General features: G+C 54.5%; 23 protein-coding genes, 1 tRNA gene and 1 pseudogene. 18 read left to right on the top strand and 7 right to left on the bottom strand.

The genetic code is table 11. The features are described 5' to 3' along the window. Window positions 1-84: 84 nt before the first annotated feature. Together lpcA and DVA43_RS13380 are read left to right on the top strand one after the other, a co-directional pair. A complete protein-coding gene (lpcA, locus tag DVA43_RS13385) occupies window positions 85-663 on the top strand; it encodes a D-sedoheptulose 7-phosphate isomerase (RefSeq protein ID WP_114315836.1) in 579 nt (192 codons plus the stop codon). A gap of 46 nt (window positions 664-709) precedes the next feature. After that, window positions 710-1477 (top strand): class II glutamine amidotransferase, encoded by a 768-nt coding sequence (locus tag DVA43_RS13380; RefSeq protein ID WP_103823943.1) that lies wholly within the window; start codon window positions 710-712, stop codon window positions 1475-1477. Here the strand turns inward: DVA43_RS13380 and dpaA are convergent. Further along, window positions 1448-2188, bottom strand: a complete 741-nt coding sequence (dpaA, locus tag DVA43_RS13375; protein ID WP_103178375.1) for a peptidoglycan meso-diaminopimelic acid protein amidase — start codon at window positions 2186-2188, stop codon at window positions 1448-1450. The genes DVA43_RS13380 and dpaA overlap by 30 nt on opposite strands. Before the next feature lie 424 nt (window positions 2189-2612). Between dpaA and DVA43_RS13370 the strand changes: the two genes are divergently transcribed. The 7 genes from DVA43_RS13370 to nqrM are packed head-to-tail and all read left to right on the top strand — an operon-like array spanning window position 2613 to window position 8669. After that, the gene (locus DVA43_RS13370) at window positions 2613-3956 is read left to right on the top strand and encodes a Na(+)-translocating NADH-quinone reductase subunit A (protein WP_114315835.1); all 1344 of its coding nucleotides are present in this window, start codon (window positions 2613-2615) and stop codon (window positions 3954-3956) included. A gap of 3 nt (window positions 3957-3959) precedes the next feature. Continuing rightward, the gene (locus DVA43_RS13365) at window positions 3960-5198 is read left to right on the top strand and encodes an NADH:ubiquinone reductase (Na(+)-transporting) subunit B (protein WP_114315834.1); all 1239 of its coding nucleotides are present in this window, start codon (window positions 3960-3962) and stop codon (window positions 5196-5198) included. Further along, on the top strand, window positions 5191-5985 hold the full coding sequence (locus tag DVA43_RS13360; RefSeq protein WP_103823946.1) for a Na(+)-translocating NADH-quinone reductase subunit C: 795 nt from the start codon (window positions 5191-5193) through the stop codon (window positions 5983-5985). The genes DVA43_RS13365 and DVA43_RS13360 overlap by 8 nt, the downstream gene beginning before the upstream one ends. Beyond that, entirely contained in the window at window positions 5978-6616 is a 639-nt protein-coding gene (locus DVA43_RS13355; RefSeq protein ID WP_103178379.1) for an NADH:ubiquinone reductase (Na(+)-transporting) subunit D, read from the top strand. Before DVA43_RS13360 ends, DVA43_RS13355 begins: the two co-directional genes overlap by 8 nt. Before the next feature lie 6 nt (window positions 6617-6622). Next, complete coding sequence (gene nqrE, locus DVA43_RS13350; RefSeq protein WP_103178380.1) at window positions 6623-7219, top strand: NADH:ubiquinone reductase (Na(+)-transporting) subunit E; 597 nt, start codon at window positions 6623-6625, stop codon at window positions 7217-7219. Between the two features lie 11 nt (window positions 7220-7230). Next, window positions 7231-8454: an NADH:ubiquinone reductase (Na(+)-transporting) subunit F gene (gene nqrF, locus DVA43_RS13345; protein WP_103823949.1), complete on the top strand. Its 1224-nt coding sequence runs from the start codon at window positions 7231-7233 to the stop codon at window positions 8452-8454. Further along, a complete protein-coding gene (gene nqrM, locus DVA43_RS13340) occupies window positions 8454-8669 on the top strand; it encodes a (Na+)-NQR maturation NqrM (RefSeq protein WP_168194660.1) in 216 nt (71 codons plus the stop codon). Before nqrF ends, nqrM begins: the two co-directional genes overlap by 1 nt. Window positions 8670-8698: 29 nt before the next feature. Here nqrM and DVA43_RS13335 read toward each other — a convergent pair whose 3' ends face one another. After that, complete coding sequence (locus DVA43_RS13335) at window positions 8699-9544, bottom strand: glycerophosphodiester phosphodiesterase family protein (RefSeq protein WP_114315832.1); 846 nt, start codon at window positions 9542-9544, stop codon at window positions 8699-8701. A gap of 159 nt (window positions 9545-9703) precedes the next feature. Here DVA43_RS13335 and dinB point away from each other — a divergent pair, with 159 nt between their 5' ends. Beyond that, the gene (dinB, locus tag DVA43_RS13330) at window positions 9704-10762 is read left to right on the top strand and encodes a DNA polymerase IV (protein WP_114315831.1); all 1059 of its coding nucleotides are present in this window, start codon (window positions 9704-9706) and stop codon (window positions 10760-10762) included. Between the two features lie 139 nt (window positions 10763-10901). Here dinB and pepD read toward each other — a convergent pair whose 3' ends face one another. Further along, a complete protein-coding gene (gene pepD / locus DVA43_RS13325; RefSeq protein ID WP_114315830.1) occupies window positions 10902-12359 on the bottom strand; it encodes a cytosol nonspecific dipeptidase in 1458 nt (485 codons plus the stop codon). A 260-nt stretch (window positions 12360-12619) separates the two neighbouring features. On the opposite strand from pepD, the gene gpt reads away from it, so the two are divergent. From gpt to crl, 3 genes are all read left to right on the top strand, one after another. After that, window positions 12620-13078: a xanthine phosphoribosyltransferase gene (gene gpt / locus DVA43_RS13320; protein ID WP_032616685.1), complete on the top strand. Its 459-nt coding sequence runs from the start codon at window positions 12620-12622 to the stop codon at window positions 13076-13078. A gap of 98 nt (window positions 13079-13176) precedes the next feature. Further along, on the top strand, window positions 13177-14421 hold the full coding sequence (frsA, locus tag DVA43_RS13315) for an esterase FrsA (RefSeq protein WP_103823953.1): 1245 nt from the start codon (window positions 13177-13179) through the stop codon (window positions 14419-14421). A 57-nt stretch (window positions 14422-14478) separates the two neighbouring features. Next, on the top strand, window positions 14479-14880 hold the full coding sequence (gene crl, locus DVA43_RS13310) for a sigma factor-binding protein Crl (RefSeq protein WP_103823954.1): 402 nt from the start codon (window positions 14479-14481) through the stop codon (window positions 14878-14880). Between the two features lie 62 nt (window positions 14881-14942). On the opposite strand, the gene phoE is transcribed toward crl, so the two are convergent. Continuing rightward, window positions 14943-15995: a phosphoporin PhoE gene (gene phoE / locus DVA43_RS13305; protein ID WP_114315829.1), complete on the bottom strand. Its 1053-nt coding sequence runs from the start codon at window positions 15993-15995 to the stop codon at window positions 14943-14945. 304 nt (window positions 15996-16299) lie between these two features. Between phoE and proB the strand changes: the two genes are divergently transcribed. Both proB and proA read left to right on the top strand, forming a co-directional pair. Beyond that, window positions 16300-17403, top strand: coding sequence for a glutamate 5-kinase (gene proB / locus DVA43_RS13300; RefSeq protein WP_103823956.1), 1104 nt, complete (start codon window positions 16300-16302; stop codon window positions 17401-17403). Between the two features lie 10 nt (window positions 17404-17413). After that, on the top strand, window positions 17414-18667 hold the full coding sequence (gene proA / locus DVA43_RS13295) for a glutamate-5-semialdehyde dehydrogenase (protein WP_114315828.1): 1254 nt from the start codon (window positions 17414-17416) through the stop codon (window positions 18665-18667). 18 nt (window positions 18668-18685) lie between these two features. Here the strand turns inward: proA and DVA43_RS13290 are convergent, their stop codons facing one another. Beyond that, window positions 18686-21334 carry an EAL domain-containing protein gene (locus tag DVA43_RS13290; protein WP_305773793.1) on the bottom strand — a complete coding sequence of 883 codons (2649 nt, stop codon included), beginning with the start codon at window positions 21332-21334 and terminating at the stop codon, window positions 18686-18688. 296 nt (window positions 21335-21630) lie between these two features. On the opposite strand from DVA43_RS13290, the gene DVA43_RS13285 reads away from it, so the two are divergent. Beyond that, window positions 21631-21706, top strand: a tRNA-Thr gene (locus tag DVA43_RS13285). A gap of 14 nt (window positions 21707-21720) precedes the next feature. Here DVA43_RS13285 and DVA43_RS13280 read toward each other — a convergent pair. Both DVA43_RS13280 and DVA43_RS13275 read right to left on the bottom strand, forming a co-directional pair. Continuing rightward, the gene (locus DVA43_RS13280) at window positions 21721-22875 is read right to left on the bottom strand and encodes a site-specific integrase (protein WP_223410474.1); all 1155 of its coding nucleotides are present in this window, start codon (window positions 22873-22875) and stop codon (window positions 21721-21723) included. Beyond that, window positions 22758-23105: a helix-turn-helix domain-containing protein gene (locus DVA43_RS13275; RefSeq protein WP_000390730.1), complete on the bottom strand. Its 348-nt coding sequence runs from the start codon at window positions 23103-23105 to the stop codon at window positions 22758-22760. The genes DVA43_RS13280 and DVA43_RS13275 overlap by 118 nt, the downstream gene beginning before the upstream one ends. A gap of 179 nt (window positions 23106-23284) precedes the next feature. Here DVA43_RS13275 and DVA43_RS13270 point away from each other — a divergent pair. Next, window positions 23285-24405 (top strand): IS3-like element ISSen4 family transposase gene (locus DVA43_RS13270; RefSeq protein WP_087451024.1). Its coding sequence is split into 2 segments (ribosomal slippage): window positions 23285-23543 and window positions 23543-24405, totalling 1122 coding nucleotides; the frame shifts between segments, so codons are not numbered across the junction. Window positions 24406-24434: 29 nt separating this feature from the next. Continuing rightward, window positions 24435-24638, top strand: a pseudogene (locus tag DVA43_RS13265) (phage tailspike protein); the annotation flags it as partial. Between the last annotated feature and the right edge of the window lie 1201 nt (window positions 24639-25839).

Genomic DNA, 25839 nt, shown 5'->3' with positions numbered 1-25839 from the left:
GATTCCCATGGCTTTAGCTTCTCGCTTTTACCGCTATCCGGTAAACTTGCTCTGTTATTTCATCAATACTGAAGGATTATCCTCATGTACCAGGATCTTATTCGTAACGAACTGAACGAAGCGGCGGAAACGCTGGCCAACTTTCTGAAAGATGAAGCCAATATCCACGCTATTCAGCGCGCGGCGGTCCTGCTGGCCGACAGCTTTAAAGCGGGCGGTAAAGTGCTCTCCTGCGGCAATGGTGGTTCACATTGTGATGCCATGCACTTTGCCGAAGAGCTGACGGGGCGTTATCGTGAAAACCGTCCGGGCTACCCGGCGATCGCGATCTCTGACGTCAGTCACATCTCCTGCGTGAGCAACGACTTTGGTTACGATTATGTCTTCTCCCGCTATGTTGAAGCGGTAGGGCGTGAAGGGGATGTCCTGCTGGGGGTCTCCACCTCCGGCAACTCCGGCAACGTCATCAAAGCCATTGAAGCGGCGCGTGAAAAGGGGATGAAAGTCATCACCCTCACCGGCAAAGATGGCGGCAAAATGGCAGGCACCGCAGATATCGAAATTCGTGTGCCTCACTTCGGTTACGCTGACCGTATTCAGGAAATTCACATCAAAGTGATCCATATCCTGATCCAGCTGATTGAAAAAGAGATGGTTAAGTAAGACTTCGCTGGGGGGTAAATGCCCCCCGCTGTTGTGGAGGTGAGATATGTGCGAACTGCTCGGGATGAGCGCCAATGTGCCAACCGATATCTGCTTTAGTTTCACCGGGCTGGTGCAGCGCGGTGGAGGAACCGGGCCGCATAAAGACGGCTGGGGTATCACCTTCTATGAAGGAAAAGGCTGTCGCACGTTCAAGGACCCACAACCCAGCTTCAACTCCCCTATTGCCAAACTGGTGCAGGACTATCCGATTAAATCCTGCTCGGTGGTGGCGCATATTCGCCAGGCCAACCGCGGTGAAGTGGCGCTGGAAAATACCCACCCGTTTACTCGTGAGCTGTGGGGACGCAACTGGACTTACGCCCACAACGGCCAGCTGAGCGGCTATAAGTCGCTGGAGACCGGCAACTTCCGCCCGGTGGGCGAAACTGACAGCGAAAAGGCCTTCTGCTGGCTGCTGCATAAGCTGACCGAGCGCTACCCGCGTACACCGGGCAACATGACTGCGGTCTTTAAATACGTGGCCTCGCTGGCGACGGAGCTGCGGGAGAAAGGGGTCTTTAATATGCTGCTGTCGGACGGGCGGTATGTGATGGCGTTCTGTTCGACGAACCTGTTCTGGATCACCCGGCGGGCGCCGTTCGGCGTGGCAAAGCTGCTGGATCAGGATGTGGAAATCGATTTTCAGACCGAAACCACACCCAACGATGTGGTCACGGTCATCGCCACTCAGCCGCTGACGGGCAATGAAGCCTGGCAAAGAATCATGCCAGGCGAGTGGATCTTATTTTGTCTGGGGGAGCGCGTAGTTTGACGCCAGCTGTGGCTGGACGACTTCGTGGCTCAGCGGCTTGCTGACCACGTAACGTCCATCCACCACCGAAACGGTCGGCGGCTTGTGCGTCTGCTGGAAGTAGTCATAACCCGGCTTCAGCTGTTTCCAGAAATCGGCGTAGTATGAGCTCTTGTGACGCTGCATATTGGCATCGGTCATGCGGAACGGATAGATGCTAACCTGCACCGCAGACTGGCCAAAGACCAACGCGCCGGTTACAAACTGGAAGATCTCATCAATACCGCTGTCGGTCATGGCGTAACAACCGACCGACACACAGGCACCATGAATCATCAGATATTTACCGTCATAGCCGTGCGCACGGTCAAAGGCATTCGGGAAACCGATGTTGATCGCTTTATAGAAGCGGCTGTCAGGTTTTAGCTGGTTACGCTGAACGCTGTAGAACCCCTCCGGGCTTTTGAAATCGCCCTGACGCTGTTTCGGGCCAAGGCCGCCGGAGTAGTTGCAGATTTTATAGCTGTCGAGCAGCTGATACGTCTCACCCATCTTCACGAACAGGTCTAACGTGCGCTCTTCCTTATAGATCTGGATATAGACCGGAGAGCCCATCAACTGTTGTTTGTATTCTTTGCTAATCGGCGTTGTTGAGCTGTTGCTGCTGAGCAGCCCGGCAAACGAAACGCACGGAATAAGAAGCATCGCAATGAACAATGCGATTTTACGCATACTACATGTTCCTTGATAAAACCTAACCAACTTGCCAGGACGGCAAAAGAGACCCGAAATCAGATTAATCTGCATTAGGAGCGCTCACATTAGCACCACTGCATTTTTTCGCAAGCGTCAGCGCGTCGGTTTACAAAATAGTTTTCCTTATAACCTGGATTGGCCGTGCTGGCATTGAGAACTTTGCGTAATCGGTCGCATTTTAGCACCCGCCGCTGCGTTATCGCTGCCGCCTGATTGGCAGAAATGGTACACTCCCCGCGTCTTACGACCGAAGGTGAAGAAAGGATGCTTTTATCAGGGTCAGCCACGATCCTGCAAGTAATATGAGTGAGCATTCACCGCCTTTCTTCTCCTGTGAAACGACTTCTGACTCGTCCGGTTAACTGGCCGGAACGATATTTCATGGATAACAACTAACACTATGATTAGAATCAGAAAAGGACTTGATTTGCCGATTTCTGGCATTCCCGATCAGCAGATTTCGCCCTGTCCGATGCCTCGCCATGTTGCGCTTCTGGGGGACGACTACGTGGGCATGCGCCCCACCATGCTGGTACAGGAAGGCGACAGCGTCATCAAGGGGCAGCCGCTATTCGAGGACAAAAAAAATCCTGGGGTCTTCTTTACCGCACCTGCCAGCGGGACGGTGGTCGCCATCAATCGTGGCGAACGCCGGGTACTACAATCGGTGGTAATCCGCATCGAAGGGGAGGGTGAACGCGAATTTACCCGTCACGATGCGACGGCGCTCGCCACCCTCACCCGTGAGGCTGTGCAATCTCAACTGCTGGAGTCGGGACTGTGGACGGCATTTCGTACCCGCCCCTTCAGCAAAACCCCGGTGCCTGGCACCGTCCCGGCAGCCATTTTTGTCACCGCCATGGACACCAACCCGCTCTGCGCCGACCCGCAGCCGCTCATTCTGGCGCAGCGTCAGGCATTTGATGCCGGGCTGACCCTGCTCACGCGTCTGACGGAGGGCAAGGTGCATGTCTGCCAGGCAAGCGGCGGCAAACTGGGCGGACACCCGCAGGGGCAAGTCACCTTTAATACCTTTGCCGGGCCGCATCCGGCAGGGCTTGTGGGCACGCACATCCATTTCCTGGAGGCGGTCAGCCTGACCAAACAGGTCTGGCATCTGAACTACCAGGACGTTATCGCCATCGGCAAGCTGTTCACGACCGGCCAGCTTTGTACCGAGCGGGTTATCGCTCTGGGCGGCCCGCAGATGCGCAATCCGCGTCTGGTACGCACCTGCCTGGGCGCAGACATCAACGAGCTGCTGGTGGACGAAACCCTGGAAGGTGAAAACCGTCATATTTCGGGTTCTGTGCTGAGCGGCAGGCATGCCGTCGGAGTGCAGGCGTACCTCGGGCGCTTCCATTTGCAGGTCAGCGTGGTGAAGGAGGGGCGTGATAAAGAGCTCTTTGGCTGGGTGATGCCAGGTAAAGAGAAGTTCTCCATTACCCGTACGACGCTGGGCCATTTCCTGCGTAACAAGCTGTTCAACTTCTCCACCGATACCAACGGCGGCGAGCGGGCGATGGTGCCTATCGGCAACTACGAACGGGTGATGCCGCTCGACATCCTGCCGACCGTGCTGCTGCGCGATCTGCTGGCGGGTGATACTGACGGTGCTCAAGCGCTGGGCTGTCTGGAGCTGGATGAAGAAGATCTGGCGCTCTGCACCTACGTTTGCCCCGGCAAATATGAATACGGACCGGTGTTGCGCGAGGTGTTAACCCGCATTGAGCAGGAAGGATAACTGATGGGCCTGAAACATCTCATTGAAAAAGTGGAGCCGCATTTTACTCACGGCGGCAAGCTGGAAAAGTACTACCCGCTGTTTGAAGCGACCGCGACGCTCCTGTATACGCAAGGGCAGGTGACGAAAGGGGCCGCGCACGTGCGCGACGCCATCGATCTCAAACGTATGATGATCCTCGTCTGGTTCGCTGTGTTCCCGGCAATGTTCTGGGGCATGTACAACGTCGGTCTGCAAACCATCCCCGCGCTTAACCATCTGTACGATGCGCAGCAGCTTCAGCAGGTCATCGCTGGCGACTGGCACTACCGGGTGGCGCAGATGCTGGGCGTGAGCTTTGCGCCTGATGCCGGCTGGATCAGCATGATGACGCTGGGGGCGGTCTACTTCCTGCCCATTTACATGACGGTCTTTCTGGTCGGTGGCTTCTGGGAAGTGCTGTTTGCCATCGTGCGCAAACACGAAATCAACGAAGGTTTCTTTGTCACCTCCATTCTGTTTGCCCTGATTGTGCCGCCGACGTTACCACTGTGGCAGGCGGCGCTGGGGATCACCTTTGGTGTGGTGATGGCGAAGGAGATCTTCGGCGGTACCGGGCGCAACTTCCTTAACCCGGCCCTTGCCGGGCGCGCGTTCCTGTTCTTTGCTTATCCGGCGCAAATCTCCGGCGATCTGGTCTGGACGGCGGCGGACGGCTTTTCCGGCGCAACGCCACTCTCCCAGTGGGCCGCTCGCGGCGGTGAGGCGCTGGTCAACAACGCCACCGGACAGCCGGTTAGCTGGTTCGATGCCTTTATCGGTACCATTCCGGGATCAGTCGGCGAAGTTTCCACGCTGATGATCCTGATTGGCGGGGCCATCATTCTCTTTGGCCGTGTCGCCTCCTGGCGCATCGTGGCAGGCGTCATGCTTGGCATGATCCTCACCGCGACGCTGTTCAACCTGATCGGTTCGGCGACGAATCCAATGTTCGCCATGCCGTGGTACTGGCATCTGGTGCTGGGCGGGTTCGCCTTCGGCATGATGTTTATGGCGACAGACCCGGTTTCGGCGTCCTTTACCAATAAAGGAAAATGGTATTACGGGGCGCTTATTGGTGCGATGTGCGTCCTTATCCGCGTGGTGAACCCGGCCTATCCGGAAGGGATGATGCTGGCGATCCTGTTCGCCAACCTGTTTGCGCCGCTGTTCGATTACCTGGTGGTGCGTGCCAACATCAAACGGAGGAAGGCGCGTGGCTGAGATTAAAAATAATGACACTATCGGCAAGACGCTGATGGTGGTGGTGGTGCTCTGCCTGGTCTGCTCCATTGTGGTTGCAGGATCTGCGGTGGGCCTTAAGTCCCGTCAGCAGGAGCAACGCGCCCTGGATAAACAACGTAACATTCTGGCCGTCGCCGGGCTGATGAACGGCGAAATGAGCGCTGAGGATGTGGCGCAGACCTTTGCTTCACGCATCACGCCACGTCTGGTGGATCTCAATACTGGCGAGCTGCTGGAGACCGATCCGTCCACTTACAATCAGGCCCAGGCGCTGAAAGATCCGCAGCGCAGCACCGAACTGGACGCCAGCCAGGACCCGGCAGGCATTAAACGCCGCAGCAATACGGCGGAAATTTACCTGGTGCGCGATGAACAAAACCGTGTCCAGGAGCTGGTTCTGCCGGTCTATGGCAATGGTCTGTGGTCGATGATGTATGCCTTCGTGGCTCTCAACACCGATGGACGCACCGTCAAGGGCATCACCTACTACGATCAGGGCGAAACCCCGGGGCTGGGCGGCGAAGTCGAAAACCCAGCCTGGCGGGCGCAGTTTGTCGGCAAAAAAGTGCTGGATGATAACGGCCAGCCAGCGCTGAAAGTGGTGAAAGGGGGCGCGCGTCCGGGTGATGAGTACGCCGTCGATGGCCTGTCGGGCGCCACGCTGACCTCAAACGGTGTGCAGCATAGCTTTGATTTCTGGATGGGCGAGATGGGTTTTGGTCCTTTTCTTAAAAAGGTACGTGAAGGAGAGCTGAACAATGGCTGATGTGGGCGAACTGAAAGAAGTTAAACGGGTGCTTATTGGGCCGCTCATCGCCAACAACCCGATTACCCTGCAGGTGCTGGGAGTCTGTTCGGCGCTGGCGGTTACCACAAAACTGGAGACCGCCGTGGTGATGACCCTGGCCGTGACGCTGGTGACGGCGTTTTCCAGCTTGTTTATCTCAATGATCCGCCACCACATCCCGAACAGCGTGCGCATTATTGTGCAGATGGCGATCATCGCCTCGCTGGTCATTGTGGTGGATCAGCTGCTGCGGGCATTTGCCTACGAAATCTCAAAACAGCTGTCGGTCTTTGTTGGCCTGATCATCACCAACTGCATCGTGATGGGACGTGCAGAAGCCTATGCGATGAAAATGCCGCCGCTGGCCAGCTTTATGGATGGTATTGGTAACGGTCTTGGCTATGGCGTGATCCTGCTGACGGTCGGTTTCCTGCGCGAGCTTCTTGGCAGCGGCAAACTGTTTGGTATTCCTGTCCTTGAAACCGTACAAAACGGTGGCTGGTATCTGCCAAACGGCCTGTTCCTGCTGGCGCCCAGCGCGTTCTTCATTATCGGTTTGTTGATCTGGGCGGTGAGAACCTGGCGCCCTGAACAGCAGGAAAAGGAGTAACCGACAATGGCTCATTACATTAGCTTGTTTGTGCGCGCGGTGTTTGTCGAAAACATGGCGCTCGCGTTTTTCCTCGGGATGTGTACTTTCCTCGCGGTCTCCAAAAAGGTATCGACCGCCTTCGGGCTGGGCATTGCCGTCACGGTGGTGCTGGGGCTGTCGGTCCCGATCAACAATCTGGTATTTAACCTGGTGCTACGCGACAGCGCGCTGGTTGAGGGGATTGACCTGAGCTTCCTCAACTTTATCACCTTCATTGGGGTGATTGCGGCACTGGTTCAGATCCTCGAGATGATCCTCGATAAATACTTCCCGTCACTGTATACGGCGCTGGGCATCTTCCTGCCGCTGATTGCGGTGAACTGCGCCATCTTCGGTGGCGTATCGTTTATGGTTCAGCGTGATTACAACTTTACCGAGTCGATAGTGTACGGTTTCGGCTCTGGTATTGGCTGGATGCTGGCTATCGTGGCGTTGGCGGGTCTGCGTGAAAAAATGAAGTATGCCAACGTGCCGGCCGGTCTGCGCGGCTTAGGGATCACCTTTATCACCACTGGTCTGATGGCGCTGGGCTTTATGTCCTTCTCCGGTGTGCAGCTGTAAGGGCAAAATCTATGGAAATTATTCTTGGCGTAGTGATGTTCACGCTGATCGTGCTGGTGCTCTCGGGGCTGATTCTGGTGGCGCGCTCAAAGCTGGTCAATTCCGGCGATGTGATCATTGAGATTAACGATGAGGCAGATAAGCAGATCCTGACGCCTGCGGGCGACAAGCTGCTGAACACCCTTTCTGGCAATGGCATTTTTATCTCCTCTGCCTGCGGTGGCGGCGGTTCATGCGGACAATGTCGTGTGACCGTTAAAGAGGGCGGCGGCGATATTCTGCCGACCGAGCTGTCGCACATCAGCAAGCGCGAGGCGAAAGAGGGCTGTCGTCTGGCTTGTCAGGTGGCGGTTCGCCAGAACATGAAGATCGAACTGCCGGAGGAGATCTTCGGCATTAAGAAGTGGCAGTGTGAAGTTATCTCTAACGATAACAAAGCCACCTTCATTAAAGAGCTGAAGCTGCGGGTTCCCGACGGGGAAGATGTGCCGTTCCGTGCGGGCGGTTACATTCAGATTGAGTGCCCGGAACATACTGTCGCGTATAAAGATTTTGATGTGCCTGAGAAGTACCGCGGTGACTGGGATAAATTCAACCTGTTCCGCTTTGTCTCTGAGGTCAAAGAGCCGACGCTGCGCGCCTATTCAATGGCCAACTACCCGGAAGAGAAGGGCATCATCATGCTCAACGTGCGTATTGCCACGCCGCCACCAAACGTGCCGGATGCACCGCCGGGGATCATGTCTTCTTATATCTGGTCGCTGAAAGCGGGGGATAAGGTCACTATCTCCGGTCCGTTTGGTGAGTTCTTTGCTAAAGATACCGACGCCGAAATGGTCTTTATCGGCGGGGGCGCTGGCATGGCGCCGATGCGCTCGCACATTTTCGACCAGCTTAAGCGCCTCGGCAGTAAGCGTAAGATCAGCTTCTGGTATGGCGCCCGTTCGCTGCGCGAAATGTTCTATCAGGATGAGTTTGAACAGCTTGCGCGGGATAACCCGAACTTTACCTTCCACATTGCGCTTTCCGATCCGCAGCCGGAAGACAACTGGACCGGCTATACCGGCTTTATTCATAACGTCCTGTATGAAAACTATCTGAAGCACCATGCCGCGCCGGAAGACTGTGAGTTCTACATGTGTGGTCCGCCGATGATGAACGCCGCAGTCATTAAAATGCTGCAGGAGCTGGGCGTGGAAGATGAGAACATCATGCTGGATGATTTTGGAGGCTGATGATGATGACCTTCGTGCTGACCTTTGCCGTTTTTGTGCTGGTGATCTTCAGCATGTCCCTCGGCTGGTTGATTAAGCGCAAAAGCATTCAGGGCAGCTGTGGTGGCATCTCTTCCCTGGGTATGGAGAAAGTTTGCGATTGCCCTGAGCCATGCGATGCGCGTAAAAAGCGTATGGCGCGTGAGGCACAGCGCCAGCAAAACCGGATCCTCTAATAAACAGGCCGCATAAAGCGGCCTTTTTTTTACTTAAGCCACTCCCGCGCCTGGGCTGGGGAATCGACCATCACCCCATCGGCCCCCAGCGCTTTTGCTTTCTGGTAATCCTCCGCGGAATTTACCCCCAGCAGGATAATGTGACCATTACCCTGTGAGCGGAAACAGTCCATCGCCTCTTTGTCCCATGTCAGGGTTGCCGGAGAGATCCCCTCGCCCAGGGTAAATTTTTCCACCACCTCGACCTTGCGGTTCAGCTCCAGCCCGTACCAGTATGCATCCATTGTATTTGCTGGGGCCTGACACACGTGGTTCAGCGAGATGTTTGCCAGTCGGGTACGCGTTTCACTGCGGGTGACAAAACGCGGTATTTCTGCAGGCAGCGCATCCAGATAGCGATCTTCGGTAGAGTACACGCGCACACGGTTCAGGCTGTTGGTCTCTTTCAGCACGGTAAGCAACTGCTTGCCCATCCCGGCCGCATCAGCATCCGGGGATTTGATATCAATATAGAAGCGGGTCTCAGGCCAGCGTTCAAGCACGGCTTTCAGCGTTGGAATAGTGGCGCCGGTAACGCTCTCTTTCCATTTCGCACCTGCGTTAAATGTCGCCAGCTCTGCCTGAGTATACTGGGACACTTTTCCCTTCGCGGGGGTTAACGCGCTCAAATCGCTGGGACGATACAGAACGGGAACGCCGTCACGGCTGAGCTGCACGGTTATCCAGATAGCCTGAGCATGATTTTCCAGCGCCAACGAGATGGCCGGAAGCGTGTTCTCCGGCGCGTCGGCGGTTCCGCCGCGGTGAGCAATAATCTGCGGGTCAGCCCAGGCGTTAGAGGCGAGCAGCAGTGAGGCGATAATCATCTTTTTCATGAATAAATTTCCATTTTAAATGCATTAACTTGATGAATTTAAAGCGTTTATTGGCTCTATCTTGTACCACGGTTTAATGACAGAAGTGAGACAGTAAAACTGCTGACGCATTTTTTGTACTTTGTTATACTGGATGTAATTACAGGTGTGGTGAAGACGATGCGCAAAATCATCCATGTCGATATGGACTGTTTTTTTGCTGCGGTGGAGATGCGGGATAACCCGGCGCTGCGGGATATCCCCATTGCCATTGGCGGCAGTCGCGAGCGGCGTGGCGTGATCAGTACCGCTAACTATCCGGCGCGTAAGTTTGGCGTGCGCAGCGCCATGCCAACCGCCATGGCGTTAAAACTCTGCCCGCATCTCACCTTACTACCGGGGCGTTTCGATGCCTACAAAGAAGCCTCCAGCCATATCCGCGACATCTTTTCCCGCTACACCTCCCTGATTGAACCGCTGTCGCTGGATGAAGCCTATCTGGATGTCACCGACAGCCTGCACTGTCACGGCTCCGCCACGCTGATGGCGCAGGAGATCCGCCAGACGATTTTCAATGAACTGCAGCTCACCGCCTCGGCGGGCGTCGCCCCGGTAAAATTTCTCGCCAAAATTGCCTCAGATCTCAATAAGCCCAACGGTCAGTATGTGATCACCCCTGACGAGGTTCCGGCGTTTATCAAAACGCTGCCGCTCAGCAAGATCCCCGGCGTGGGTAAAGTCTCTGCGGCAAAGCTGGAGAAGATGGGACTGCGCACCTGCGAGGATGTGCAGAACAGCGATCTGGGCATGTTACTTAAGCGCTTTGGTAAGTTTGGCCGGGTGCTTTGGGAGAGAAGCCAGGGCATTGACGAGCGCAACGTTAACAGCGAGCGGCTGCGTAAATCGGTCGGTGTGGAACGGACCCTGGCGGAGGATATCCACGAGTGGGCAGCCTGTGAAACCATCATTGTCGAACAGCTTTATCCGGAACTGGAACGGCGGCTGGCGAAGGTTAAACCGGATCTGCTGATTGCCCGGCAGGGGGTAAAACTGAAGTTCAACGACTTTCAGCAAACCACGCAGGAGCACGTCTGGCCGCGGCTCAACAAGGACGATCTGATCGCCACCGCGAAGAAAACCTGGGAAGAGCGTCGGGCAGGGCGCGGGGTGAGGCTGGTGGGATTACATGTCACGCTGCTGGACCCGCAGCTGGAGCGGCAGCTGGTGCTGGGGCTGTAAAAAAGCCCGGTGGCGCTCGCGCTTACCGGGCCTACAAACTACTGCCCGGTGGCGCTTTGCTTACCGGGCCTACAAATGACAAACGACGTTGACCTTGTAGGCCCGGCAAACGCAGTGCCGCCGGGCATCAGTCGGCTGATTACTTCGCCGGGATCGCTTTCAGCAGTTCCGTCAGCAGGGTCCAGTAATGGCCCACGCTTTCGATATGAACCTGCTCATCCGGAGAGTGCGGACCGGTAATGGTTGGTCCGATGGACACCATATCCATATCCGGGTACGGTTTTTTGAACAGACCGCACTCCAGACCAGCGTGGATCACCTGAATGTTCGGCGTGCTGTTGAACAGACGCTGATAGGTTTCACGCACCAGCGCCATCACCGGCGAGCTCGCATCTGGCTGCCAGCCCGGGTAGCTGCCCTTGGCGACGGTCTGCGCGCCAGAGAGTTTGCCCAGAGATTCCAGCATGCTCACCACGTAATCTTTCCCGCTGTCGATCAGGGAGCGGATCAGGCAGATGATCTCTGCGCTGTCGTCAGCCATGGTCACCACACCGACGTTCAGGGAGGTTTCCACCACGCCTTTCGCCACGTCAGAGTTGCGGATCACGCCGTTTGGCGTGGCGTTCAGCAGCTGAATAAAGCGGTCGCGGGACTGTTCAGTCAGCGCGGCTTTATCGCTGGTGCTCGCTTCCAGAACCACGGTCAGGTTCTTCTCTTTGGCGTCCAGTTCGTTTTTCAGGATATCCAGATAAACGGCGGAGAGCTTTTTCAGCGCATCGGCTTTGTCTGCGGCAACCGCCACGGTCGCGAACGCTTCACGTGGGATAGCGTTACGCAGCGTACCGCCGTTAAAATCCACCAGACGCAGATCCAGCTCGGCAGCATGACCGGCCAGGAAACGGGCCAGCAGTTTGTTGGCGTTGCCTAAACCTAAGTGGATGTCACCGCCGGAGTGGCCGCCTTTCAGCCCTTTCAGCGTCAGCTTAAAGGTCTGGAACCCTGCCGGGATCGCTTCACGGGTCAGTGGCAGCGTGGAGATAAAATCGATACCGCCTGCGCAACCCATATAGATTTCGCCCTCCTCTTCGGAGTCGGTATTGATCAGGATATCCGCCTGCAGCCAGTTCGGTTGCAGTCCAAACGCGCCATCCATACCGGCTTCTTCGGTCATGGTCAGCAGCACTTCCAGCGGACCATGCTCAACGCTATCGTCAGCCAGCACCGCCAGCGCAGAGGCCATACCGATGCCGTTATCCGCACCCAGGGTGGTGCCGCGGGCTTTAACCCACTCGCCGTCGATGTAAGGCTGAATCGGATCTTTGGTGAAGTCGTGAACGGTGTCGTTGTTCTTCTGTGGCACCATGTCCAGGTGCGCCTGCAGCACAACCGGTTTACGGTTTTCCATGCCTGCGGTTGCAGGTTTGCGGATCAGAATGTTGCCAACCTGGTCGCGTTCGGCGTGCAGCCCTTTTTCCTTCGCCCAGCCCATGATGTGTTCGGCAAGCTGTTCTTCGTGATAGGACGGGTGAGGAATGGAGCAAATTTTGGCAAAAATATCCCACAGCGGTTGTGGCGATAGTTGAGACAGTTCAGACACAGTAAGTCTCCTTGTCGATCTCCTGCAGACAATCTTGCAGGTCACGGGGTTAGCAGGTTTAGAATTACCACAAGTCAGACTTGCGAGGTGGGTTTGAGAATACCACTTTCTCTGTCGGCTGGTAGGGGTAAGCAAGTAAAAACTCCCGCTGTAACCGCTTAGCACTGGTTTTTAGTGCTTCAGATCTCTATAATCTCGCGCAACCATTTTCCCCCTCGAACACTTTTTAAGCCGTATAAACACAGGCTGGGACAATTCACATGAGCGAAAAATACATCGTCACCTGGGACATGTTGCAGATTCATGCACGTAAACTGGCTGCACGCCTGATGCCATCCGAACAGTGGAAAGGCATCATCGCTGTCAGCCGCGGCGGCCTGGTACCAGGGGCACTGCTGGCACGTGAGCTGGGTATTCGTCATGTCGATACCGTGTGCATCTCCAGCTATGACCATGACAACCAGCGTGAGCTGAAAGTGCTGAAACGCGCTGAAGGCGATGGTGAAGGTTTCATCGTGATTGACGATCTGGTTGATACCGGCGGTACGGCAGTGGCTATCCGCGAAATGTATCCAAAAGCGCATTTCGTCACTATCTTCGCGAAACCGGCCGGTAAGCCGCTGGTTGACGATTATGTTATTGATATCCCACAGGATACCTGGATCGAACAGCCATGGGATATGGGCGTCGTATTCGTCCCACCTATTTCTGGCCGCTAATCCAGATTTTTTAACGCCCGGTGATGCCGGGCGTTATTGTTTTCGCCACTGGCGCGTTACAATGACCCTCTCTGACGTATTTATAGAGGCAGCGCGCAATGTCCCAGGCGAATCTCAGCGAAATTCTCTTCAAGCCCAAATTCAAGCACCCGGAAACGTCGACGCTGGTTCGTCGTTTTAACAGCGGTGTACAGCCGTCAGTGCAGTCGGCGCTGGATGGCAAAAATGTCCCGCACTGGTATCGCATGGTTAACCGCCTGATGTGGATCTGGCGCGGTGTTGATCCCCGCGAAATTCTCGACGTGCAGGCGCGTATCGTCATGAGCCAGGCCGAGCGCACCGACAGCGAACTGTACGACACGGTGGTAGGCTATCGCGGCGGCAACTGGATCTACGAATGGGCAAAACAGGCGATGATCTGGCAGCAAAAGGCGAGCCAGGAGGAGGATCCTCTGTTAAGCGGCCAGCACTGGCTGCACGCCTCTAATCTCTACAGCATTGCGGCTTACCCGCACCTGAAAGGCGATGAACTGGCAGAGCAGGCCCAGGCGCTGGCAAACCGCGCCTATCAGGAGGCGGCCCAGCACCTGCCAGGCCGGATGCGCGAAATCAGCTTTACCATCCCCGGTGGCCCGGCGGTCACCGGCTTCCTGCATATGCCCGCGGGCGACGGTCCCTTCCCGACGGTGATGATGTGCGGCGGCCTCGACTCCCTGCAGACCGATTACTACAGCCTGTATGAGCGCTACTTTGCGCCAAAAGGGCTGGCGATGTTGACCCTCGACATGCCTTCTATTGGCTTCTCGTCAAAATGGAAACTGACCCAGGATTCCAGCTTGCTCCACCAGCATGCCCTGAAAGCGCTGGAGCAAAACCCGTGGGTGGATCACACCCGCGTAGCGGCGTTTGGTTTCCGCTTTGGCGCCAATGTCGCTGTCCGTCTGGCTTATCTCGAATCTTCACGTCTCAAGGCGGTGGCCTGTCTGGGGCCGGTGGTTCACGCCCTGTTAAGTGAACCAGCCCGGCAGGGCAGCGTGCCGGAAATGTATCTTGATGTGCTGGCCAGCCGGCTGGGTATGCACGATGCCTCGGACGAGGCGCTGCGCGTAGAGCTCAACCGCTACTCTTTGAAAATGCAGGGGCTGCTGGGACGCCGTTGCCCTACGCCAATGCTCTCTGGTTTCTGGAAAAACGATCCCTTCAGCCCGGAAGAGGAGTCCCGCTTAATCACCTCGTCATCTGTGGATGGCAAGCTGCTGGAGGTGCCGTTCAGCCCGGTGTATGAAAATTTTGACAAGGCACTGCAGCAGATCACGCGCTGGATCCATCAGAGATTGAGTTAAGAGATTGCTAATTTTTTTGGGTTTGGTAAAACAGTGGCTTCACAAAAGGAGATCGCAATGACGTTACCGAGTGGACATCCGAAAAGTAGGATGATCAAGAAGTTTATGGCTCTTGGCCCCTACATCCGCGAAGAGCAGTGCGAAGAGAATCGCTTCTTTTTCGATTGCCTGGCTGTTTGCGTTAACGTAAAGCCAGCGCCGGAGAAGCGCGAATTCTGGGGATGGTGGATGGAAATGGAAGCAGAAGAGTCACGCTTCACCTACAACTATCAGTTTGGCCTGTTCAATAAAGAGGGTCACTGGCAGGCGATGGCCATTAAGGATCCGGAAGTGATCCAGCGCCTTGAGCACACCTTGCGTGAATTCCACGAAAAAGCCCGTACGCTGCTGGCAACGTTCGAACTGAAACTTGAGCCTGCTGATGATTTCACCAATGAACCGGTGAAGCTGACGGCATAAGCCCGGCGTAAAAAAGACAATAAAAAAACCCGGCGCTTAGCCGGGTTTTTTATCGGAATAAATCAGAACTGGTAGGTCATACCCAGTGCGACGATATCATCGCTGCTCACGCCCAGTTTATTATCGTCATCAATCTGGTTGATTTTATAATCAACAAACGCGGACATATTTTTGTTGAAATAATAGGTCGCGCCGACGTCGATATATTTCACGATATCTTCATCACCGATGCCTTCAATATCCTTGCCTTTTGACTGGACATAACCCAGGGATGGACGCAGACCAAAGTCAAACTGATATTGCGCAACAGCTTCGAAGTTTTGCGCTTTATTGGCAAAGCCACCGGAGATTGGCGTCATATTACGCGTTTCGGTGTACATGGTTGCCAGATAAATATTGTTTGCGTCATATTTCAGACCGGTACCCCAGGCTTCGGCTTTTTTACCTTCGCCGCGCGCCAGCAGGTTCTGGGCATTGGTACGGTCAGAGTTGGTGTAGGCGCCGCTGATGGCGAAATCACTGCCGCCGAAATCATAGGTCAGAGCGGTACCGAAACCATCGCCGTTCTGTTTTTTGGCTTCGCGGCCTTCGTTTTTACCCTGATATTGCAGGGTCAGATCCAGGCCATCGATGGCGCCGAAGAAGTCGGTATTACGGTAAGTTGCCAGGCCACTGGAGCGCTTGGTCATGAAGTTGTCGGTCTGCGCAGAAGAGTCGCCGCCAAATTCCGGGAACATATCGGTCCAGGCTTCAACGTCATACAGCGCACCGAGGTTACGACCGTAATCGAATGAGCCGAAATCCTTCAGCTTAATACCGGCAAAGGCCAGACGGGTTTTCTGCGTAGCGTCGCTTTCAGCTTTATTGCCGGAGAACTCAGCTTCCCAGCGGCCATAACCGGTGAGCTGATCGTTAATCTGAGTTTCGCCCTTAAAGCCGAAACGCACGTAAGTCTGGTCGCCATCTTTAGCATCATCATCACTGATATAACGCATCGCTTTCACTTTTCCGTACACGTCCAGTTTATTGCCGTTTTTATTAAACACTTCGGCTGCCTGTACAGATGAAGTTGCTACAACGCCCATTACCACTAATGCCAGAGTACTCTTTTTCATTTTCAATCCTGGTTTCTTATAAACGCGCTAATATTCGCTGAACAGTAAGCTCATGCTTTTGTTCCGTGAAAAAACAGGAAGGGTTTTAACGTGATGAAATGAACGTTTTATGACAAATACAGAATAAGTTTAAAAAAGGGTATTTTTTTATTTCAGTAATAAAACCGTCAAATTCTGCCGCTACGCTTCCTGATCCCGCGCAACAAAGTGGTTACCTCTGCGTTATGGCGGTTGGCAACGGGCCCCAGTCCTGATAAAAAGTCTGATTGATATCATTTCCCTTATTGTTAAATGGCAGAGAATCATGAGTGACAGCCAGACGCTGGTGGTAAAACTCGGTACCAGTGTGTTAACAGGCGGATCGCGCCGCCTTAATCGCGCCCATATCGTTGAGCTGGTGCGCCAGTGCGCGCAGTTGCACGCCGCAGGGCACCGTATTGTGATTGTCACCTCCGGGGCGATTGCCGCCGGGCGTGAGCACCTGGGTTACCCCGAACTCCCGGCCACCATTGCCTCCAAGCAGTTGCTGGCGGCGGTAGGACAAAGCCGCCTGATTCAGCTCTGGGAACAGCTGTTCTCCATCTATGGCATTCACGTCGGGCAGATGCTGTTGACCCGCGCCGATATGGAAGATCGGGAGCGTTTCCTGAACGCCCGCGACACCCTGCGCGCGCTGCTGGATAACAACATCGTGCCGGTCATTAACGAGAACGATGCGGTCGCCACCGCAGAAATCAAAGTCGGCGATAACGATAACCTTTCGGCGCTGGCCGCCATTCTGGCGGGCGCAGACAAGCTACTGCTGCTCACCGACCAGCAGGGGCTCTTCACCGCCGATCCGCGTACCAACCCGCAGGCGGAACTGATCACCGATGTAAAAGGTATCGACGATGCGCTGCGCGCCATCGCGGGCGACAGCGTCTCTGGCCTCGGCACCGGCGGCATGGGGACCAAACTGCAGGCCGCCGATGTGGCCTGCCGCGCGGGCATCGACACCATCATCGCCGCGGGCAGCCGTCCGGGCGTGATTGGTGACGTCATGGAGGGCATTTCGGTGGGTACCCGTTTCCATGCTGAAGCCACGCCGCTGGAAAACCGCAAACGCTGGATCTTCGGCGCGCCGCCCGCCGGGCAGCTCACCGTGGATGAGGGCGCCACCGCCGCTATTCTGGAAAGAGGCAGCTCATTGCTTCCAAAAGGAATTAAAAGCGTGACAGGCAACTTCTCCCGTGGTGAAGTGATTCGTATCTGCAATCTGGAAGGGCGCGACATTGCCCACGGCGTCTGCCGCTACAACAGCGACGCGCTGCGCCGTATTGCAGGCCACCATTCACAGCAGATCGATGCCATTCTCGGCTATGAGTACGGCCCGGTTGCTGTCCATCGCGACGATATGATCACCCGTTAAGGAGCAGGACATGCTGGAACAAATGGGCGCCGCCGCCAAAGCCGCCTCGTACAAACTGGCGCTCCTTTCCAGCCGCGAGAAAAACCGCGTGCTGGAAAAAATCGCAGAGTATCTGGAAGCCCAGTCCCACGAGATTTTGCTCGCCAATGAACAGGATCTTTTAGAAGCCCGCCGTAACGGCCTGAGCGAGGCGATGCTCGATCGCCTGGCATTAAACCCCGCGCGTCTGAAAAGCATTGCTGACGATGTGCGTCAGGTATGCAGTCTGGCCGATCCGGTAGGGCAGGTGATTGACGGCGGACTGCTGGACAGCGGCCTGCGAATCGAACGTCGCCGCGTGCCGCTGGGGGTGATCGGTGTGATCTACGAAGCCCGCCCGAACGTCACCGTAGATGTCGCCTCGCTGTGCCTGAAAACCGGCAATGCCGCCATCCTGCGCGGCGGGAAAGAGACCTGGCGTACCAACGCCGCCACGGTAAAGGTGATCCAGCAGGCGCTGGAAGAGTGCGGCCTGCCAGCCGGGGCGGTACAGGCGATTGAAAGCCCGGATCGTGCCCTGGTCAACGAGATGCTGCGTATGGACAAATACATCGACATGCTGATCCCCCGCGGTGGCGCAGGTTTGCATAAGCTGTGCCGCGAGCAGTCGACGATCCCGGTGATCACCGGTGGTATCGGCGTGTGCCATATTTTTGTAGATGACACTGCCGAGTTCGATCCTGCCCTGAAGATCATCGTCAACGCCAAAACCCAGCGTCCGAGCACCTGTAACACGGTGGAGACGCTGCTGGTACACCAGGGCATCGCTGATACCTTCCTGCCGGCACTGAGCAAGCAGATGGCGGAAAGCGGCGTGACTTTGCATGCCGATGCCAACGCGCTGATGCAACTGCAGAACGGCCCGGCGAAGGTTGAACCGGTGAAAGCGGAGCAGTACAACGACGAGTTTCTGTCGCTGGACCTGAACGTGAAGGTGGTGGCCGATCTCGACGATGCTATCGCGCACATCCGTGAACACGGCACCCAGCATTCAGATGCAATCCTGACTCGCACCCTGAGCAATGCCGGTCGCTTTATCAACGAGGTGGATTCGTCTGCGGTTTACGTCAACGCCTCTACCCGCTTCACCGACGGCGGTCAGTTTGGCCTCGGCGCCGAAGTGGCGGTCAGTACCCAGAAGCTGCATGCCCGCGGCCCGATGGGTCTTGAAGCGCTCACCACCTACAAGTGGATTGGCTTCGGCGACGATACCGTTCGCGCCTGATTGCCCTCGCGGGCAGCCTCAGCTGCTGCCCGCGCTATTCCTGATGTTATGACCTGCCCGTTCCTGTGCCGCCGAGTCCAGCGCGGCGATTTGCTGTTGTAGCGCTGTCAGGCTGAGCGGCCTGCTGATTAAATAGCCCTGGGTTTCATCGCACTCCATCATCATCAGTTTTTGCAGTTGTCCTTCGGTCTCCACTCCTTCAGCCGTAATACTCAGCGAGAACGCTTTACCCAGACCGATAATATTTTCGACGATGGTATTGGCGCTGTCGCTCTCTGGCATGCCGTCAATAAACGATTTATCCAGCTTGATGCCATCGAACGGGAAATTGCGCAGGTAACTCAGGGAAGAGTAGCCGGTGCCGAAGTCGTCCATCAGCAGCTTCACGCCCAGTTTCTTCAGTGCCAGCATGATTTCAAGGCTGTTTTCTGGATTCCACAGGGTGGCGTTTTCGGTGATTTCAATCTCCAGCCGGGAAGGATCTAACTGCGACATCTGGAGCGCGTCTTTGATGCGCTCCACGACCTGCCAGGACTGGAACTCGACGGCAGAGATATTCACCGACACGGAGAGACCGTGCAGTGACTGCTGTGCGTCCCGACAGGCGGTTTTCAGCACCCAGTCGCTCAGCGGAATGATCAGCCCGGTCTCTTCGGCCAGGGAGATAAACTGATCCGGCATGATCAGACCAAGCTCAGGGTGATCCCAGCGGACCAGCGCTTCCACGGCAATGATGCGCGAGGAGTCGTGACCATAGCGCGGCTGATAGACCAGACGGAACTGCTCTTTTTTAATCCCTTCGCGCAGACTCTCTTCCATCTCGCGACGCTGTACCATCTGTTCGGCCATTTCGGGCGTATAAAACATCCACTTGTTACGCCCGGTACTTTTCGCTTTGTACAATGCGATGTCTGAGAAGCGCAGAAGCTCGCTCGCGTCGACAGCATCGTGCGGTGCGATAGCCACGCCAATACTGGCGCCGATGACGATCTCATGCCCGTTAATCAGGAAGGGGCGCGTAATCTCGGCAATGATACGTTCGCACAGGGTATCAATGTACTTCCTGTCACGAATGTCGGAGATAATGAGGATAAACTCGTCTCCGCCCTGGCGCGCCACCAGATCGTAATCGCGGATACAGGCCCGTAGCCTGGTCGAGACTTCATGCAGTACGCTATCGCCGGCACTGTGACCAAACAGATCATTGACCGGTTTGAACTTATCGAGATCGAGGCTGAGCATCGCCAGCGGATGCATCTGCGTAGGCTGCGCCCGCAGCTTGCCCTCCAGGAACTCGCGCATCCGCACCCGGTTGGGCAGTCCGGTGAGATCGTCGTGCCGGGAGAGGTACTCCACGCGCGCCTGGGCCTCCACTTCGAGAGTGACATCCGTGGCGGTGCCGCGGTAGCCGGTGATCCCTTCCGGCGCGATAACCGGTTTAATCGCAATATGGCAGTAGCGCTGGTGGCCCATCGCCGAAAGATAACGGCAGTGCAGCAGGCGGCGATGGCCCGTCTGGCCGGGAAGGGTGATCCAATCCGCCAGCGACTGGTTTTCGGCCTCCATCAGCTCGCTGAGCGGGCGGCCAATCCAGGCCGATATGCTGTGCCCGGTGATCCCCGGAAAACGCTCTGAAAGCCAGGTAAAGCGCAGCTCGGTGTCCGTCTCCCAGATCCAGTCCGTGGTCGCCTCGGCAACGTCACGAAAACGCCGTTCGCTGGCAGTGAGCGCCAGACGGTTCTGCGCCAGCAGATAGGTGTTTTCATCATACATGCGCGCCTTTTTGAGCGCGTTACGTCCCAGCATCACGCCGGGAATCGCGGTGCAGAGCGCCAGCAGGATCAGCAGCGGCAGAATATAGCGCAGCAGTTCCCGCCCCGGATTTTCGCTTTTCCATTCAAATGTAACCTGCTGACCATCAACAGGAAGGGTGGCTACCCCGCGTCGTCCTTCCAGCTTTGGGGCGCCCGTATGCTGCACGCGGGTCTGGGCGATACCGTATTCTTCACCCAGCGCGGCGAGCTTGTGCTCATCCAGCACGTCTACAAACACCAGTACCGAGGCCGGACCAAGGGCAGCCGTGATGCTTGAGTCGTCACCCGTAGTGATGTTTGCCGCCGCCACCAGCGCCGGATAGCCTCCTTTCATCACCACCGTACTGGACACGGGCATAGCGTCCGGCTTGTTTATTTTCTGCATCAGCTCGGGCAGGGGATCGTCGCCCAGCCAGGCTTGCAGAGAGCGGGTCACCAGCTTGCCGTTGATGACGCTGTAGCGGGTCTGCCCACTGCTATCCAGTACGAACACCCCTTCGTACTCAAAATCGCGCCAGAGGGTCGCGCCCATATTCTGACGGGTGTACGCCCAGTCGGTATCCACCTTCGGGTGCAGATGCTGGTAGGCTTCGCCCCACCAGGCGTAATCTTTGATGTGGGTCGTGAGGGTATCGACGCGGTTATGGATGGCCTTTTGCAGCAGCATGGCGCTGTGCTTATCGCTGTCTTCATTGATATTTCGCACGATCGTCAGCAACGCGATGATGGCGATAATAAACAGCATTGCCAGCAGGGAAAACATCAGCAGCAGGGCGCGTTTGATAAAGCTGGCAGTTCTTTTCGGCTCAAGGTCCGTGCCGGCTATGTCATCGGTGACAAAAAATTTATTCATTATGTACCCACTCTCTCAGGCATTTCTGTGTTCCGATTAGAATTAGTATCGACCTGTTCTGGCGGGGCTTGATGTCAAAATGTAAAACTCAAGATAGCCGATTCTGAAGGGAAACGGGGAAAGATGGCATTTCCGATGGGGGCCAATAGCCGCAAAATGTGAAGAAAGACGAAAATAGCCCTTTTAGTTGCATGGTTTTTGCGCGGGTTGGTGTAAAAATCAACGACTAAAAGAGGAGGGGTTGACGAGGTGGGCACTTTTTCTTACCCTTTTACACCGCAGTACCTCTCCTGAAAGCCGATATAGCTCAGTTGGTAGAGCAGCGCATTCGTAATGCGAAGGTCGTAGGTTCGACTCCTATTATCGGCACCATTTAAATCAATAAGTTACCTCGCATTTAAGTAAACTACGTTCTCCTCTTGTGCCGTATTTGTGCCATTGCGACTTATAATCGCATCGATTTTGCTCGCGTGCTCGGTGAGATGCCCGGCTGAAAGGTGGGCGTATCTTTGAACCATTTCGAGAGTTTCCCATCCTCCCATCTCTTTAAGTGCAAGAAGAGAGACACCGGACTGAACCAGCCAGCTTGCCCAGGTATGCCTCAGGTCATGGAAGCGGAAGTTGCTAATGCCTGCCCGCTTTAACGCTCCCTTCCATGCCTTGTTGCTGTCGGTTCTCATCTTCCTTACCGCTGCTGTTTTTGTTCCGTCGTTTCGGTAGGCAGGTTTGGTGTGGACAAATACCCATCTCTTATGGAGCCCCTGCTGTTTTCTTAATATCTGGCATGCGGTTTCGTTAAGAGGAACTCCGATCGCATTGCCAGCTTTTGTTTCATCAGGGTGCATCCATGCCATTTTCTTATCCAGATCGACCTGTGACCACTCAAGGTCTGTAACGTTGGAACGGCGAAGGCCTGTCGTGATTGCAAACATGACCACAGGGAAGAAGTGAGGAGCAATTTCTGCAAACAGGCGCTTCGATTCCTCCTCTGTAAGCCATCTGATGCGTCCATTCTTAACGCGTGGTGTTGATATTTTGGGTGCCCTGTCAAGCCATCCCCATTCAACAGCCATATTGAGAATGGCGCGAAGTATTGCCAGATGCCTCGTCTTCGTTCCTTTGCTTGCCAGCTTTGGTTTATACTCCGGCACCGGATTGCCAAGTCGCAAACACCTGTCCCGGCTCATCTCCCAGTTCAGGCGATGGCGGCGGTTTTCCATCCCGTCTACCGCCTCCATTATTTTTTCTGTTGTTATGTCAGAGAGAATGGCTTCTCTGAAGTGCAACATCCAGAACGATATAATGCTCTTGTCATCATCAATGGACTTCTTATCCGATTTCTCACGCAGCCACCGTATGCAGGCTTCCTTGAATAGCTTTTTCGGTGATTCCCCGAGATTTTTTACTCTCCACGCTTCTGCTTTCAGACGATCGTGAAGTTCTTGCGCTTGCCTTTTGTCCGATGTTTCAAGAGAGCGTCTAACTCTTGATCCATCTGGCGCGACGAAATCGCAGTGCCACGTGCCACCGCGTAGTTTGATTGACATGCTTTAACCTCCTGCACATCAACCGCATTCACCGCGCTATTGTGTCTCACAGACTTAAGCGCCGCAATGCAGTCTGACTTGCAAATGCGATATGGGCTTTTAGGTTTATCTGGATTTATCTTTGCGGCCTGAAGTCGTCCACTTCGTATCCACTGCGTGATAGTGCCTTTGTCTACCTTCAGATACGACGCTGCCTCTTCACGAGTGAAGATTTCTTCTTCCACCTGGAATCTCCATTTATTGAATTGGTATTATTGCGGTAGGTCTGGATATCTTGATAAATGAAAATGCCTCATCGAGTGTGAGGTGGGTTAGTCCTTGCGTAGCTCGCTTGACCTGCTCCCCGTTGATTAGTACACCCCGATGTTAGTAATGTCTTCATAAGCCACATGAGGACATCCCCATGAAGAAGCGTTTTTCCGACGAACAGATCATCAGTATTCTCCGCGAAGCCGAAGCTGGGGTACCCGCCCGTGAACTCTGCCGCAAGCATGCCATTTCCGATGCCACGTTTTACACCTGGCGTAAGAAGTATGGCGGTATGGAGGTGCCTGAAGTTAAGCGCCTGAAGTCGCTTGAGGAAGAGAACGCCAGACTCAAGAAGCTGCTTGCCGAAGCCATGCTGGATAAAGAGGCGCTTCAGGTGGCTCTTGGGCGAAAGTACTGACGACAGACCAGAAGCGGGAAGCCGTGATGTTGATGTGTGATGCGACCGGTCTGTCGCAACGTCGTGCCTGCAGGCTTACAGGTTTATCCCTGTCGACCTGCCGCTATGAGGCTCACCGTCCGGCTGCTGATGCGCATTTATCAGGGCGCATCACTGAGCTGGCACTGGAGCGCAGGCGTTTTGGCTACCGTCGTATTTGGCAGTTGCTGCGCCGTGAAGGGCTTCATGTTAATCATAAGCGCGTGTACCGGCTTTATCACCTCAGTGGCCTGGGCGTAAAACGCAGAAGACGTCGTAAAGGGCTGGCAACAGAACGTCTGCCGCTGCTCCGTCCGGCGGCGCCCAATCTGACCTGGTCGATGGATTTCGTCATGGACGCACTTTCCACCGGTCGCAGGATCAAGTGTCTTACCTGCGTCGATGATTTCACAAAGGAATGCCTGACGGTCACTGTTGCCTTTGGGATTTCAGGCGTTCAGGTCACGCGTATTCTGGACAGCATTGCACTGTTTCGAGGCTATCCGGCGACGATAAGAACTGACCAGGGGCCGGAGTTCACTTGCCGTGCACTGGATCAATGGGCCTTTGAGCATGGTGTTGAGTTGCGCTTAATCCAGCCGGGCAAGCCAACGCAGAACGGATTTATTGAGAGCTTTAACGGACGATTTCGCGATGAATGTTTGAATGAGCACTGGTTCAGCGATATCGTTCATGCTAGGAAAATTATTAATGACTGGCGGCAGGATTATAACGAATGCCGCCCGCACTCCACGCTGAATTATCAGACACCGTCTGAATTTGCAGCGGGCTGGAGAAAGGGTCATTCTGAGAATGAAGATTCCGACGTTACTAACTGAGTGTTGTATCTAATCGTGGGGGCAGGTCAGTGGCGCAGCCAATAGTTATCAACGCTGCTGGTTACCCTGTATATAACGGACAGATTGCCAAGTTCGTAACTGTACAGAATCACTCCATGGCTGTATATGATGCGTATGGCGCACAACAATTCTATTATCCTGATCTACTGAAATATTCTCCAGATCAGTTAAGGGCTGAGCTTTCTGGCCCTGATGGCGCATCTCTGGTTGGTTATGGAGATGAAACTGTCAAAGATGCTCTTGACAATAATGCCCATAAAATAGACACATTGAGAAGTGACTTGGCTGCTGATGATGGCTTTCGCCACATAGGCAACTTTCTCAATTTAGAGGCGCTGAGGGATTCAATGCCATTAGTTGCTGGAGAAATTGTTTATGTAGCTTCAGCAGCAAGTGCTACAGCAACTGAAAAACATTATGGTGGTGGGTATTTCCAGTCTTTCGACAATAGCACATCACAGATTGCCGATGATGGAGGGATTGTTATTGTTCCATCAACTGGAACGTTGGCATGGCGTCGCATTAATTTCACGGCCTACGATATGCAGTTCTGGGGGGTGAAACCTGACGGAGTCACAGATAACGCTGAGGCTATTACTAAAGCGTGTGGTTATGCAAAGAACAATCATGTAGAACTAGTATTTCCTTCTGGAAACGTCAAGTCATCAGAAGCATTTCCATTCCATTCTAAAATGTCAGTTCGTGGTGCAGGGCGTGAGAGTTCATTTTTTAGTAAAACTACCAACAACAAGTATTTTGTTGATGCTTCATTACAAGTTGATGCTCTTTTAGTGATGCTGCCGGATGTTTACAATCCAGCAGGCCATGAGATGGATACCTTTTGTTTTAAACCAAAGATTGAGGGTATTACATTTCAACGAGATTCTCTTACGGTAGATAATCTTTGTAACTATGGGATGTGGGGGCAAAAACTTGCAGCACCTATAATTAGAGATGCCAATTTCTATGGTGCTTATATAGGGCTCTATGGAGAGACATGGTTTCTTTTCGAGGCTAAATCAGTGCAATGTTTTGGTGTTCCAGGTCGTTCCTATGCAGGTGTCAGTATTGCCAAATCTGTGAATGGGAAATATGTTTCATCTGGTACGTCACTTAATTTTGATTTAGTTAACGTTGTAGGTTTTGCAAATGCTTTCATTATAGCGAATATGAGCTATTCCTCATTAAGGAATTGTACTGGAGAGTATATATCAAGGCTAAATAGTGAACCTGGTGCATGTGTTTTCAGTTTTATTAATCCATATGGTATCAATATGACTGCATGCTCTTCTGAAGGTGCGGATGCAATTATTATACGGGTCATTGTAGCGGATAATATCAGCGGATCTGCAACGCTAGTTGTTGATAGTTATCAAATGGTTAACGATACTAATCCCGCTGTACCAACTAGAC

It is taken from the genome of Leclercia sp. W6 (genome assembly GCF_003336345.1).
Classification (GTDB): Bacteria; Pseudomonadota; Gammaproteobacteria; order Enterobacterales; family Enterobacteriaceae; genus Enterobacter.
Note: the sequence above shows the minus strand (reverse complement) of the source record. Positions and strands in the feature narration are given on the sequence as shown.